The 14835-nt window shown below is 62.1% G+C and carries 8 protein-coding genes; 4 read left to right on the top strand and 4 right to left on the bottom strand.

The genetic code is table 11. The features are described 5' to 3' along the window. The first annotated feature begins 53 nt into the window (after positions 1–53). Genes ACUTSC_RS17395 through ACUTSC_RS17410 form a run of 4 tightly spaced genes read left to right on the top strand, consistent with a single transcriptional unit; the run spans position 54 to position 9744 of the window. Positions 54–6029 carry an alpha-2-macroglobulin gene (locus tag ACUTSC_RS17395; RefSeq protein ID WP_445653477.1) on the top strand — a complete coding sequence of 1992 codons (5976 nt, stop codon included), beginning with the start codon at positions 54–56 and terminating at the stop codon, positions 6027–6029. A gap of 49 nt (positions 6030–6078) precedes the next feature. Next, complete coding sequence (gene pbpC, locus ACUTSC_RS17400; protein WP_197768398.1) at positions 6079–8427, top strand: penicillin-binding protein 1C; 2349 nt, start codon at positions 6079–6081, stop codon at positions 8425–8427. A 60-nt stretch (positions 8428–8487) separates the two neighbouring features. Further along, positions 8488–9258 (top strand): tRNA pseudouridine(65) synthase TruC, encoded by a 771-nt coding sequence (gene truC / locus ACUTSC_RS17405; protein WP_103830292.1) that lies wholly within the window; start codon positions 8488–8490, stop codon positions 9256–9258. Positions 9259–9291: 33 nt separating this feature from the next. Continuing rightward, entirely contained in the window at positions 9292–9744 is a 453-nt protein-coding gene (locus tag ACUTSC_RS17410; protein ID WP_033654121.1) for a flavodoxin, read from the top strand. A gap of 57 nt (positions 9745–9801) precedes the next feature. Here ACUTSC_RS17410 and ACUTSC_RS17415 read toward each other — a convergent pair whose 3' ends face one another. From ACUTSC_RS17415 to map, 4 genes are all read right to left on the bottom strand, one after another. Then, on the bottom strand, positions 9802–10191 hold the full coding sequence (locus ACUTSC_RS17415; RefSeq protein ID WP_006318690.1) for a DUF3461 family protein: 390 nt from the start codon (positions 10189–10191) through the stop codon (positions 9802–9804). Positions 10192–10320: 129 nt separating this feature from the next. Then, entirely contained in the window at positions 10321–11145 is an 825-nt protein-coding gene (dapD, locus tag ACUTSC_RS17420; RefSeq protein WP_004931932.1) for a 2,3,4,5-tetrahydropyridine-2,6-dicarboxylate N-succinyltransferase, read from the bottom strand. Between the two features lie 42 nt (positions 11146–11187). After that, positions 11188–13851, bottom strand: coding sequence for a bifunctional uridylyltransferase/uridylyl-removing protein GlnD (gene glnD, locus ACUTSC_RS17425; RefSeq protein WP_197768397.1), 2664 nt, complete (start codon positions 13849–13851; stop codon positions 11188–11190). Between the two features lie 73 nt (positions 13852–13924). Continuing rightward, positions 13925–14719, bottom strand: coding sequence for a type I methionyl aminopeptidase (gene map, locus ACUTSC_RS17430; RefSeq protein WP_004931936.1), 795 nt, complete (start codon positions 14717–14719; stop codon positions 13925–13927). Positions 14720–14835 lie beyond the last annotated feature (116 nt).

The following is a 14835-nucleotide window of genomic DNA, read 5'->3' on the forward strand; positions in this document are numbered from 1 at the left end:
TGAACCGCGGCGGTTGACCGGGGGCTGCATTAGGATGATGAGGTGCTGCAATAATGGATTTATTAAGGTTTATCCTGCGTTTGCCTTTTACCCTGGTTAAGGGCGTTTGTCGCCTGCTGGGTGGGGCGTTGTCGCTGTTGGGGCGGTTGTTGAGACCGCTGGTCGGCAACTTCAGCTGGCGTGCGCCGGCCTGGTGGGCTGCGCTGCCGCGCGGTTTCTTGCGGCTCGAAAGCGGCGTGGATAAACACCCGAAAGCGATCGGTTTAGGCCTGTTGCTGTTGGCTGGTGCCGCAGGCGGCGCGTTTTACGGCTGGCACTGGTGGCAAAACCGGCCTCAGCCTATCGAACCTGCGCCGAGGGTAGTCCAAGAGGTCAGCGCCGCGCTGGCCAACCCCGAGCCGATAGATTACGCCGCCGCCCGGCAGGTGCCGCAAACGGTGAGCCTGATCTTCAGCGGGTCGGTCGCGCCGATAACAGCAGTGGGTAAAACCGTGAGCGCCGGCATTACTCTGAAGCCGACGGTGGAAGGGCAGTGGGCGTGGAGCAATGAGTCGACGCTGCTGTTCACGCCGAAAAAGCCGCTGCCGATGGGCGCGAAGTATGACGTGACCCTTGAGCCCGCCACCTTGCTGGCACCGCAGATCAAACTGGCCAAAACCCGCTATGCCTTCACCGTGCCCGCGTTCGATTACCGCCTGGGGCAGGCTGAGTATTACCGCGATCCGCAAGATGCGCAGAAACGCAGCGCGATTTTCAATCTGCAGTTCAACGCGCCGGTCGACGTCGCCAGCTTTGAAAAACAGATTTCGCTGGGGTTGAAAGAAGGCAGCACTTCCTCCGAGAAAAAGCTGAACTTCTCTCTGGTCTATGACGAGAAAAAACTGAACGCCTGGGTGCATTCCGAGCCGCTGAAGGCGCTGGATCAGGGCGGCGCAGTGCATCTGACCGTCGGCAAGGGTGTTAAATCGACGGCGGCCGGCAATGCGGTCGAAGAGGCGAAAAGCAACTGGGTCAAAGTCCCGACGCTGTACAGCCTGGCGTTGAGCGACGCCAGCGCTCAGGTGGTGGACACCGACGGCGGCCAAGGGCAGCGTGCGCTGGTGGTCGGTTTCAGCGATGCGGTGAAGGATAAAGAGCTGGCGCGGGCCACCAAGGCCTGGCTGCTGCCGCAGCACGATCCGAGCGATGCCGAAGCCGCCAAAGATGCTGAAGATTTCTATCAATGGACGGTCGACAGCGTCGGTAAAAACGTGTTGGCGCAGGCGACGGCATTGCCATTGACGCTTAACGAGGCTGAAGAGGCCTACCAGCCGCAGTTCAGCTTCCGCTTTGAAGCCCCGGCGCATCGCTTCGTGCTGATCGAGATAGACAACCAGCTGGTTTCCGTCGGCGGTTACAAAATGCCGAAGAAGGTTTATCGGGTGGTCGAAGTGCCGGAGTTCCCGAAATCGCTGCAGTTCATGTCCGCAGGCTCGCTGCTGTCGGTCAACGGTGACAAACAGATCAGCGTGGCGGCGCGCAACGTGGCGGGCCTGCGGCTGGACATCAAGCGGGTGATCCCGAGCCAGCTGCAGCACATTGTCTCCTTCAAAAGCCGGGAATATTCGTCCACGGAATTCAACCGGCTCAACGACGAATATTTCACCGAGCATTTCAAATACCAGACGGCGCTCAACAACGAACGGCCGGGGGAAGTGAACTATCAGGGCATCGATCTCTCCCGTTATCTCTCCACCAACGCCAGTTCCCATCGCGGGGTGTTCCTGCTGACCCTGTCTGAATGGCAGCCGAACCGAAAACCGGCGGCGGAAGAGGCGGGCGCCGAGCCAGAACAGGAACCGGACGAGAGCACCGGGGATGATCAGCCCGACGTCGGCGATTCGCGTTTTGTGGTGGTGACCGATCTGGGCATCGTCGCCAAGAGCTCGCAGGATAAGACACGTGACGTCTTCGTGCAGTCGATTCAAAGCGGCGCGCCGGTCAGCGGCGCCAACGTGTCGGTGGTGGCCAAAAATGGCGTGACGCTGCTCAGCCAAACCACCGGGGCCGACGGCCACGTGCGCTTCCCGGCGCTCGACGTGTACACCAACGAGCGCCAGCCGGTGATGTTCCTGGTGGAAAAGGAAGGGGATGTCTCCTTCCTGCCGACCGGCAGCTATAACGATCGCGGGCTGGACTTCTCGCGCTTCGACGTCGCCGGTGAACAAACGCCGACCGATCCGCGCACGCTCGGCAGCTACCTGTTCTCCGATCGCGGCGTTTATCGACCGGGGGATACTTTCAATATTGGCCTGATCACCCGCGCCGCCGACTGGCGCGTTGGCCTGGCCGGCGTGCCGGTGCGCGCCGAAGTCCGCGATCCGCGCGACAAGCTGATGACCACCGTGCCGCTGACGCTGGGCGCCAGCGGTTTCAACGAGCTGAGCTATACCACCGATGAAAACTCGCCCACCGGCGAGTGGAACGTCTATCTGTATCTGATCGGCAAAAACAACGATACCTCCACGCTGCTCGGCCATACCGCGGTCAATGTGAAGGAGTTCGAGCCGGATCAGCTGAAAGTGAAGCTGGCGCTGACGCCGAATCGTCAGCAAGGCTGGGTCAAACCGTCCGAGCTGAAGGCCAGCATCGATGTGCAGAACCTGTTCGGTACCCCGGCGCAGGATCGCCGCGTGACCACCAGGCTGACGCTGCGGCCGATGTATCCGAGCTTCGATCGCTTCCCGGATTATGCGTTCTATGAAAACCGGCAAAACAGCGACGGGTTCGAAACCGAGCTGGAAGATCGCACCACCGATGAGCACGGCGCGGCCGAAATCCCGCTCGATCTGAAATCCTACGCCGACGCGACCTATCAGCTGCAGCTGCTGTCGGAGGCGTTCGTCGCCGGCGGCGGGCGCTCGGTGGCGGCTACCGCCCGTACGTTGGTTTCCCCTTACGATTACCTGATTGGGGTGAAGGCGGACGGCGATCTGGGCTACATCAACCGCGACGCGGAGCGGCATCTGAACGTGATCGCCATCGATCCGGACCTGAAACAGATCGCCATGCCGAACCTGAAGCAGGTGTTGATCGAGCAGAAATACATTTCGGTGCTGACCAAACAGGATTCGGGCGTTTACAAATACCAGTCGAAGATGAAGGAAGTGCAGCTGTCGGAACAGCCGCTGGCGCTGAGCGAGCAGGGCGCGGATCTGCGGCTGGCGACCGATAAGCCGGGCGACTTCGTGCTGGTGATTGAAGATGCGCAGGGCAAGACGCTCAACCGCGTCGCCTACAGCGTGGCCGGCAACGCCAACCTGAGCCGTTCGCTGGATCGCAACGCCGAACTGAAGCTGAAACTGAACCAGGCGGAATATCAGCCGGGTGAGGAGATCGAGGTGGCGATCAACGCGCCTTATACCGGCAGCGGCTTGATCACCATCGAGAAGGACAAGGTTTACGCCTGGCAGTGGTTCCACAGCGACACCACCAGCTCGGTGCAGAAGATCCGCGTGCCGGCCGGCATGGAGGGCAACGGCTACATCAACGTGCAGTTCGTGCGCGACATCAACTCCAGCGAGATCTTTATGAGCCCGCTGAGCTATGGCGTGATGCCGTTCAAGATCAGCACCCAGGCGCGGCAAAACAGCCTCGAGGTGACGGCGCCGGAGGTCATCAAGCCGGGCCAAAATCTGACGATGACGGTCAAGACCGACGCGCCGCAGCAGGTGGCGCTGTTTGCCGTCGATGAGGGCATTCTGCAGGTGGCGCGCTACCGCCTGAAGGATCCGCTGGAGTTCTTCTTCAGCAAGCGCGAACTGAACGTGAGCAGCTCCCAGATCCTCGACCTGATCCTGCCGGAGTTCAGCAAGCTGATGGCGCTGACCGCGGCGCCGGGCGGCGACGCGGGCGAAGGGCTGGATCTCAACCTCAATCCGTTCAAGCGCAAGCGCGACAAGCCGGTGGCCTATTGGTCCGGCATTACCGAGGTCAGCGGCGAGAAGCAGTTCGTCTACCCCGTGCCGGACTACTTTAACGGCAAGATCCGCGTGATGGCGATTTCGGTGACGCCGGAGAAAATCGGCAAGGCGCAAACCGCCGCCACGGTGCGCGACAACTTCATCATGACGCCGAACGTGCCGGCGATGGTGGCACCGGGCGACGAGTTCGACGTCAGCGTGGGCGTCAGCAACAACCTCGAAGGGCTGAACGGCCAGTCGGTGGCCATCAACGTTCTGTTGACGCCGCCGCCGCAGTTGGAGGTGGTGGGCAGCGCGACGCAAAGCCTGACGCTGGCGGAAAAACGCGAAGGCGTGATCGCTTTCCGTCTGCGCGCCAAATCCGCGTTGGGCGATGCGCCGCTGGTGTTCGACGCCCGTTACGGCGATCAGGCCAGCCGCCGCACCGTCAGCACCTCGGTGCGGCCGGCGGCGCCGTACCGCACCCAGTCGGTGATGGGGCGTATGAGCGGCAGCAGCCAGAACGTCGATGGCCTGCGCCAGATGTTCGACGCTTTCGCGCAGCGCCGGGCGGCGGTGTCGAATTCGCCGCTGGTGCTGACCAGCGGGCTGGCGCAATACCTGGCGGATTACCCGTATTACTGTTCCGAGCAGATCGTCAGCCGCTCCATTCCGCTGATGCTGCAGAGCCGCCACCCAGAGATGAAAAGCAGCCTGAGCCAGGCGGAAGTCAGCAAGCAGCTGCGCAACCTGCTTGGCGTGCTGCGCGCGCGCCAGAACGACAGCGGGGCGATCGGCGCCTGGCGTTCGTCGCCGGATGCCGATCCTTTCGTCACGCCTTACGTAGTGCAGTATCTGCTCGAAGCCAAAGCGGCGGGCTACGCCCTGCCGGAAGGCATGCTGGACGAGGCCAACGGCGCGTTGCGCGAGCTGGCGGCCAGCGGATTCGACGATCTGTATCTGCTGCGCCTGCGCAGCTGGGCGGTTTACCTGCTGACGCTGCAGGGCGAAGTGACCACCAACTCGCTGGCGGCGGTGCAGGATACGCTGCAAAAACGCTATGGCGAAGGGTGGAAAACCGATCTGAGCGCGCTGTATCTGGCTTCTTCCTACCGCCTGTTGAAGATGGACGACGAAGCCGCCGCGTTGCTGCAACCGAGCTGGCAGCAACTGAGCAAGGCGTATGACAGCGCCTGGTGGACGCAGAATTATTTCGATCCGCTGGTGCAGGATGCGACGCGGCTGTATCTGATTACCCGTCACTTCCCGGAGAAGGTGGCGTCGATCCCGCCGCAGGTGCTGGAGAATATGGTCAAGGCGCTGAAAGAAGAGCGTTACACCACCTACTCTTCCGCGATGAGCATTCTGGCACTGGAAAGCTATTCCGCCCAGGTGGCGGCGCAATCCGCCAACGCGGATGCCTTGGGCATTGTGCAGGTAGGCAAAAGCGGCGGTGAGCCGCAGCGTATCAGTGAGCTGCAGGGGTTGTTCGTGCAGGGGCAGTTCAACGCCGATGCTACCGCGGTGCGCTTCACCAACGGCGGCAATGCGCCGGCCTGGTATGTGGTGACGCAGGCCGGTTACGATCTGAATGCGCCGCAAAAAGCGCTGTCGCGTGGGATTGAGATCGTTCGCGATTACACCGACGAACAGGGCAAACCGGTGACGCAGGTGACGTTGGGGCAGAAGATCAACGTCCATCTGAAGGTGCGCGCCAACTCGAAAGAGGGGCAAAGCAACCTGGCGATCGTCGATCTGCTCCCGGGCGGGTTCGAAGTGGTGCAGCAGACGCCGCCGGAACCGGCCGAAGCCGGTGAGGAGAGCGAAGACCGCGGCGGTTGGCAGTCGCCGCTGGCCGCTACCGGCTCCACCTGGGCGCCGGATTACAGCGATATCCGTGAAGATCGGGTGATTATCTACGGCAGCGCCGGCACCGAGGTGCAGGAGTTCGTCTATCAGATCAAGGCCACCAATACCGGCAGCTTTATTGTCCCACCGGCCTACGGCGAAGCCATGTATGACCGAGAAGTACAGGCCATGTCGGCCGGCGGCGGCAAGCTGGTGGTAGTGCCGGCGGGCAACGACTAGGCCGGATCCGGCACCAGACCAGCGTCTGGCGCCGGGGCGGTGATAACGTATGAAGATCCTGACCGGGCGCGTGCTGCAAAACGGCTTGATGGCGGCGTTTTTACTGGCGCTGCTGCTGGCCGCGATTCGGCTGTGGCCGCATCCGCCCCTGTGGCAGGGGCTGCCGCAGTCTTCCGTCTATTACGACAGGCATGGCGCGCTGCTGCGCATCACGTTGGCCAACGACGATCGCTACCGGCTGTGGACCCCGCTGGAGCAGATGTCACCGCTGGCGGTACGCGGGCTGCTGCTGCACGAAGACCGCTGGTTCTACTACAACCCCGGCTTTAACCCCGTCAGCCTGATGCGCGGCTTCTGGCGCAGCTATGTCGCCGGCGGCAAAATGCAGGGCGGGTCGACCATCAGCATGCAGTTGGCGCGCATGCGCTGGCATCTCAACACCCGCACACCGGGCGGCAAGCTGCTGCAGGTGCTGCGCGCGGTGCAGCTGGAGCTCAGCTACTCCAAGCACGATATCCTGGAAGCCTACCTGAATTACGCCCCTTACGGCCGCAACATCGAAAGCATCGGCGCCGCCAGCCTGATCTATTTCGCCAAGTCGCCGAAGGATTTGACCCTGCCGGAGGCGCTGACGCTGGCGGTGCTGCCGCAGTCGCCCAGCTACCGTCTGGAGCCGAAAACCGGCGTGCTCGGCGCTGCATTGACGCAGGCGCGCAACCGTCTGTTCCAGCGCTGGCAGCGGGTTTACCCCACCGACGCCAGCCAGCAAACGCTGTTCCGCCTGCCGCTGGCGCTGCGGCAGCCTGAGCAAGTGCCCTATATCGCGCCGCACTTTATCGAACAGCTGCGCCAGCAGACGCAGCAACTGGTACAGCACGATACGCGCGTCGACACCACGCTGGACGCCGGGTTGCAGCGGCTGGTCGAGCGGCAGGTCAACGCGTTTATCGCCCGCAACCGCAGCCGCGGCATTCAAAACGCCGCGGTGCTGCTGGTGGACAGCCGCGATATGGGGGTGCGTGCGCTGGTGGGATCGGCGGACTATTACAATCGGCCGATCCAGGGGCAGGTAAACGGTACCAACGCCAAGCGCTCGCCGGGTTCGACGCTGAAGCCGTTTATCTACGCGCTGGGCATGGAGCAGGGCGTGCTGCATCCGATGACCATCCTGAAAGACGTGCCTTCGTCGTTCGGCGCCTATGCGCCGGAAAACTTCGACCGGCGCTTTCTCGGCCCGGTGACCGCCACCGATGCGCTGAATTTCAGCCGTAACATCCCGGCGGTGTATGTCGCCTCGCAGCTACGCCAGCCGACCTTTTATCAGTTTTTGCGTCTGACCGGCGTGGCCAATATGGCCAGCGAGAGCCACTACGGGCTGTCGTTGGTGCTGGGCGGTGGCGAGGTGACGGCGCAGGAATTGGCGAAGCTGTATGCGCTGCTGGCGAACCGCGGCGAGCTGCGGCCGCTTCGCATGCAGCTGAACGAGGCCGAATCGACGCCGGTGCGGCTGCTGAGCGAGGAGGCCAGTTTCATCACGCTGGATATGCTGCGCCAGCACCGGCGGCCGGGTGATACGCTGGCACAGCGTTCTTCATCGCTGCCGGTCTACTGGAAGACCGGGACCTCCTGGGGCTTTCGCGACGCCTGGAGCGTCGGGATTTTCGGCCCTTACGTGCTGGTGGTGTGGGAGGGCAATTTCGACGGGCGCGGCAACAATGCGTTGGTCGGCGCCGAGGCGGCCGCACCGCTGTTCTTCAACATCATCGACAGCGTCAACGCCAGCTACCCCGGCCTGCGGGAACCGAAGCACCCGTTCCCCCAACGACTGCGGCGGGTGGAGATTTGTCTCGCCAGCGGCGATCTTCCAACGCCGTGGTGCCAGCAGAAGGGCAAGACCTGGTTCATTCCCGGCAAGTCGCCGATCAAGGTCGACAGCGTCTATCGGCCGGTGGTGCTGGATATTCACAGCGGCGAGGTCGTCTGCCCGCCGTATGACGCGGCGCAGACCCGCACCGAAATTTTTGAATTCTGGCCTTCCGATTTGGCCAACGTGTTCGCCCAGGCCGGGCTGCCGAAGCGGGCGCCGCCGGTCAACCGCTGCAAGGACCACGGCATCGCCGTCGGCGGCAACGCGCCGCGCATCACCTCGCCGTTGAAAAATACTACCTACACCCTGCGCCAGTCGCAGCAGGGGCGGGACAAAATCGCCTTCAATGCGGTAACGGACGCCGACAGCAAGACGGTGTACTGGTTCGTTGACGATATCTATCTCGGCAGCAGCGCCAGCAAAAAGCCGATCGACTGGCGGCCGATCGACAACGGGCGCTACCGCATTCGGGCGGTGGACGATCGCGGCCGCGCCGATACGCGCCTGGTGACCATCGAATGGGTGAACTAGCGCTGAGCCGTACGCCTGTTATACTCGCGCCCGAAACGGCTATTTACCTGGGAAAGCGATGTGATTGAGATTTTGTATCAGGATGAACACCTGGTGGCGGTGAACAAGCCGTCGGGCTGGTTGGTACACCGCAGTTGGCTGGATCGTCATGAAACACGCTTTATGATGCAAACGGTGCGCGATCAGCTCGGGCAGCACGTCTTTACCGTGCACCGTCTCGATCGCCCGACCTCCGGCGTGCTGCTGATGGCGCTCTCCAGCGAGGTGGCGCGCCTGCTGTCGCAGCAGTTCGAGCAGCATCAGGTGCAGAAAACCTACCATGCGGTGGTGCGCGGTTACGTGCAGGAGGGGGCGACCCTCGATTACCCGCTGACGGCGGAGCTGGACAAAATCGCCGATAAACATGCCGATGCTGATAAGGGGCCGCAGCCGGCGGTGACGCACTACCGGCCGCTGGCGCAGGTAGAGATGCCGGTAGCCGTCGGCCGCTACGACAGCGCGCGGTACAGCCTAGTGGAGCTGCAGCCGGAAACCGGCCGCAAGCACCAGCTGCGGCGCCACATGGCGCATCTTCGCCATCCGATCATCGGCGACAGCAAGCACGGCGATCTGCGGCAGAACCGCGGTATGGCGCAGCATTTCGGCTGCCCGCGCCTGATGCTGCACGCCAGCCATCTGCAACTGACGCACCCGGTGACCGGCGAGCCGCTGCAGGTGACGGCGCGCTGGGACGAAGACTGGCAAGGGGTGATGGCGCAGTTCGGCTGGGCAGGGGTATTCCCTGAACTTGCCGGGGTTGAGTTTAGCGCGGCTAACGGTCAGGATAGCTGACAATTTTTAAAGGTAATGAAGGGAGTAGGAGCCATGGCTCAGGTTGGTATCTTCGTGGGAACGGTCTACGGCAATTCGCTGCTGGTGGCGGAAGAGGCGCAAAACATCCTCAGCGAGCAGGGCCATGAGGTCAAACTGTTCGAAGAGGGCACGCTGGAGGCCTGGCAGTTTTATCGTCAGCACTACGCGCTGGTGATCACCTCCACCACCGGGCAGGGCGATCTGCCGGACAGCATCGCGCCGCTGTTCCACGCCATTCGCGATCAGGTCGGCTACCAGCCGGAGCTGCGCTATGGGCTGATCGCCCTCGGCGACAGCAGCTATGACAACTTCTGCGGCGCCGGGCGCGCGTTCGACGCGCTGCTGCAAGAGCAGGGCGCCACCCGCGTGAGCGAAGTGCTGGAGATCGATGCGATGGAACAGCCGGAGCCGGAAGTGGCCGCCTGCCCGTGGGTCGAGCAGTGGGGCACGCTGCTGCAATCGTAAAGTAAAAAGGCGCCGCGAAAGGGCGCCTTGGCGATGATGCGGGTCAACCGATCCGCATTACTTGCCGCGGGTGAGTTTTTCCAGATCGGATTCGATCTCGGCAATCTTGTGCGACACCACGCCTTCGAGATGGCGCAGGTCGTCGAGGATTTTACGCTTCAGATCCACTTCCACCTGATCGCGCTGGCAAAGCTGATCCAGTTCGTCGATCACGTAACGCAGGTTCGGGTTGATCTCGTGAATTTCCTTGTAGCCCTGGCCGGCGTTGTCCGCCACCACGGTTTTACGCTGACGCGGGTACTTGAACTTCACGCTCTTGGCGAAGAACTCGCCCTTGTCCTTACGGAAATAGATCTTGAGGATGTCGTTGTTGGCCTCTTGACGCAGGCTATAGCGATCGACGTCTTCCGGTTGATTGATGCCCAAACTCTTCAAGTTATCGTACATACTGCGCCCTCTTTAGATGTGATCGTTATATTCCACGACTGCAATTATGGCGGAAAGCGAGATTTGCGACTGTGACTGCCAGCGAAACGCAGACAAAAAAATAGCGGGTGAATCACCCGCTATTTCAATTTAGTCGATAGTACGCAATAACTCATTAATGCCGACTTTACCGCGCGTTTTGGCGTCGACTTTCTTGACGATCACCGCGCAGTACAGGCTGTAAGAACCGTCTTTCGAAGGCAGGTTGCCGGAAACCACCACCGAACCCGCCGGCACGCGGCCGTAATGGATTTCGCCGGTCTCGCGGTCATAGATGCGGGTGCTCTGGCCGAGGTATACGCCCATCGAAATCACCGAGCCTTCTTCCACGATCACGCCTTCCACCACTTCGGAGCGCGCGCCGATGAAACAGTTGTCTTCGATGATGGTCGGGTTGGCCTGCAGCGGCTCCAGCACGCCGCCGATGCCGACGCCGCCGGACAGGTGAACGTTTTTGCCGATCTGCGCGCAAGAACCGACGGTGGCCCAGGTGTCTACCATAGTGCCTTCGTCGACGTAGGCGCCAATGTTAACGTAAGACGGCATCAGCACGGTGTTGCGAGCGATGAACGCGCCCTGGCGCACGGTGGCCGGCGGCACGACGCGGAAACCTTCCTTCTGGAAGCGCGCTTCGTCGTAGTCGGCGAACTTCATCGGCACCTTGTCGTAATAGCGGGTTTCCGCGCCGTCCATCACCTTGTTGTCGTTGATGCGGAAAGAGAGCAGCACGGCTTTCTTCAGCCACTGATGGGTGACCCATTGACCGTCGATCTTCTCGGCGACGCGCAGGGCGCCGCTGTCCAGCAGGCCGATCACCTGGTTTACCGCTTCGCGCGTTACGGTGTCTACGTTCGCCGGGGTGATGTCCGCACGGCGCTCGAAGGCGCTTTCAATAACGTTCTGTAATTGCTGCATGCTGTTCTCTTTCCTGATGTTGTCGGTAAAAAGTTACTTGTATCACATTTTATCGTTTGGGGTGAGGGCCTCTGTCAACCGTTGCTCCAACTTTCTGCGCGTTTCCTGGTCGAGTGCGCGCCGCTCGCCGTCGGCCAGGATAAACAAATCCTCGACCCGCTCGCCGATGGTGGAAATGCGCGCGCCGTGCAGCGACAGCCCCAGGTCGGCGAACACTTCGCCCACCCGCGCCAGCAGGCCGGGCTGGTCGAGCGCGGTCAGCTCCAGGTAGCTGCGGCGATCGGTATGGGTCGGCAGGAAAGTGACCTCGGTCGGCACGCTGAAGTGGCGCAGCTTGGAAGAGGGCCGGCGCACGCGCGGCGGCTGATACTCCCGCTGGGTGATGGCCTGCAGCAGCGCCTGGCGGATCGCCGCGTGGCGATCCTGCGCCAGCGGGCTGCCGTCCGGCTCCAGCACGATAAAGGTGTCCATCGCCATACCGTCGCGGTTGGTGAAAATCTGGGCGTCGTGCACGCTCAGATTGCGGCGATCCATCTCCCCGGCGACGGCGGCGAACAGATAAGGACGGTCCGGGCTCCAGATGAAGATCTCGGTGCCGCCGCGCGTCGCCTGGCGGCTGACCAGCACCAGCGGCTGGGTGGAATCGTGGGCCAGCAGGTGGCGGGCGTGCCACGCCAGCTGATTCGGTGAGTGGCGCAGGAAATAGTCGGCGCGGCAGCGGCTCCAGATGCGGTGCAGCGCCTCTTCGTCGATGTTGTCCATGCGCAGCAGCGCCAGCGCCTGCAGGCGATGGTGGCGCACGCGTTCGCGCAGATCGGGGCTGTTCTGCATGCCGCGGCGCAGCTGTTTCTCGGTGGCGAAATACAGCTCGCGCAACAGGCTCTGCTTCCAGCTGTTCCACAGGGTTTCGTTGGTGGCGCAGATATCCGCCACCGTCAGGCACACCAGATAGCGCAGGCGGGTTTCGCTCTGCACTTCGCTGCTGAACTGCTGGATCACCGTCGGATCCTGGATATCGCGGCGCTGCGCGGTGACCGACATCAGCAGGTGGCAGCGCACCAGCCAGGCCACCAGTTGGGTTTCTCGCGAGTTGAGGCCGTGCAGTTCGGCGAACTCCACCACGTCTTCCGCGCCGAGGATCGAGTGATCGCCGCCGCGCCCTTTGGCGATATCGTGGAACAGTGCTGCCAACAGTAATAATTCCGGGTGCGGCAGGCGTGGGTACAGCTCCACGCACAGCGGATGGCGCGGCCGGGTTTGCGCATCGGCGAAGCTCTCCAGCTTCTGCAGCACGCGGATGGTGTGTTCATCGACGGTATAGGCGTGGAACAGGTCGAACTGCATCTGCCCGACGATCTTGCCCCACTGCGGCATATAGGCCCACAGCACGCTGTGACGGTGCATCGGCACCAGTGCGCGCGACACCGCGCCGGGGTGGCGCAGGATGGCCATAAACAGATCGCGCGCTTCCGGAATGGTGCACAGCGGCTGTTTCAGATGGCGGCGCGCGTGGCGCAGCTGGCGCACCGTGGTGGAGTAAATGCCCTTGATCTCGCGGTTGCGCACCATCAGGTAGAACATGCGCATGATGGCTTGCGGCTCGCGGATAAACAGCGTTTCGTCGCGCAGATCGATCAGATCGCCACGCAGCTGGAAATCGTCGTTCAGCGGGCGCGGCTTCTCGGTAGCGTCCAGCGCCAGGATGGCCTCGTCGAACAGCTGCAGCAGCATGTGGTTCAGCTCGCTGACGCGCCGCGTCATGCGGTAGAAGTCTTTCATCATGCGCTCGACCGGCTCGTTGCCTTCGCCTTCATAGCGCAGCAGCTGCGCGACGCTGAGCTGGCGATCGAACAGCAGGCGGTTGTCGTAACGCGGCAGCACCAGGTGCAGCGCGAAGCGGATGCGCCACAGGAAGCTCTGGCACTCGTTCAGCTCGTTGCGCTCGGCCTGGGTGAGGAAACCGAAGCCGACCATTTCGTCCAGCGAGGTGGCGCCGAAGTGGCGGCGCGCCACCCACAGCAGCGTGTGGATGTCACGCAGGCCGCCGGGGCTGCTTTTGATATCCGGCTCCAGGTTATAGCTGGTGCCGTGGTAGCGCTGGTGGCGCTCCTGCTGCTCGTTGATCTTGGCGTGGAAAAACTGCGGTGAAGGCCAGAAGCCGTCGCTGAAGATATGTTTTTGCATCTGCAGAAACAGCGCGACGTCGCCGCAGATCATGCGCGATTCGATCAGGTTGGTGGCTACGGTCAGATCCGCCAGCCCTTCCAACAGGCATTCTTCCAGGGTGCGCACGCTGTGGCCTACCTCCAGCTTGAGATCCCACAGCAGGGTGATGAATTCGCCTACCCGCTGCGACTGCTGCTCCGTCAGCCGGCGCTGGCTGAGCACCAGCACGTCGATGTCCGACAGCGGGTGCAGTTCGCCGCGGCCATAGCCGCCGACCGCCACCAGCGCAGTTTCCGGGATATCTTCGAAGCCGTAGAAGGTCCACAGCCGGCGCAATAGGCGATCGATGAAGTCGCTGCGCGCCGCCACCAGGCTTTCAGCGCTGGCGCCGGCGTCGAACGCTGCCGCCAGCCACAGCTGGAACTGTTCCAGCCGCTGTTTCAGCACCGGGCAGGTGAGCTCGTCATTGCCGTAGGTGCTGGGGGAGGCGGGCGGCATCGGCACGGCCGGGGCCGCCTGTTGAAGGAGATTGTCAGACATAGTGCGCAGCCCATAAAAAAGGCCGGCAAAAGCCGGCCTGGTGATATTCTGCACGCGGCGTTCGCCGCGGTGCTTACATCTCGTGCGTAATGATGTTGGGGATGGTGTCATCCTTGCGCAACGTCATTATCTCGCAGCCGTTATCAGTGACCACAATAGTATGCTCATACTGCGCCGACAAGCTGCGATCTTTGGTTTTTACCGTCCAGCCGTCTTTCATGGTGCGAATGCGGTAGTCACCGGCGTTGACCATCGGTTCGATGGTGAAGGCCATGCCCGCCTGCAGCACCACGCCGCCGTCATCGGCATCATAGTGCAGCACCTGCGGCTCTTCGTGGAACACTTCGCCGATGCCGTGGCCGCAGTACTCGCGCACCACGGAGAACTTCTCGGCCTCGACGAATTGCTGGATAGCCTTGCCCAGGGTGCGCAGGCGGATGCCCGGCTTAACCATCTTCAGCGCCAGATACAGGCTTTCCTGAGTGACGCGGCACAGGCGCTCGCCCAAAATGGTCGGTTTGCCGACGATGAACATCTTCGAGGTATCGCCGTGGAAGCCGTCTTTAATTACGGTCACGTCGATATTGACGATGTCGCCGTCTTTCAGCGTTTTGTCGTCGCTCGGGATGCCGTGGCACACCACTTCATTCACCGAGATGCACACGGATTTCGGGAAGCCGTGATAGCCGAGGCAGGCGGAAATAGCCTGCTGCTCGTTGGTGATGTACTCGTGACAGATACGGTCCAGTTCGCCGGTGGTCACGCCAGGTTTGACGTGCGGCTCGATGATTTCCAGCACTTCGGCGGCCAGGCGGCCGGCCACGCGCATTTTTTGGATGTCATCAGGTGTTTTAATTGAGATTGCCATGAAATTCGTCCGCAGGTGTCGTTATCGTCGACAATAAGAAGCAGTGACTTATGGTATCAGCCCGGCCGGAGGCTGCCAAATTTCATTTCCCGATGCCCGGCGCAAAGCAACAAAAG

The organism is Serratia sp. TSA_105.2, from assembly GCF_052692115.1.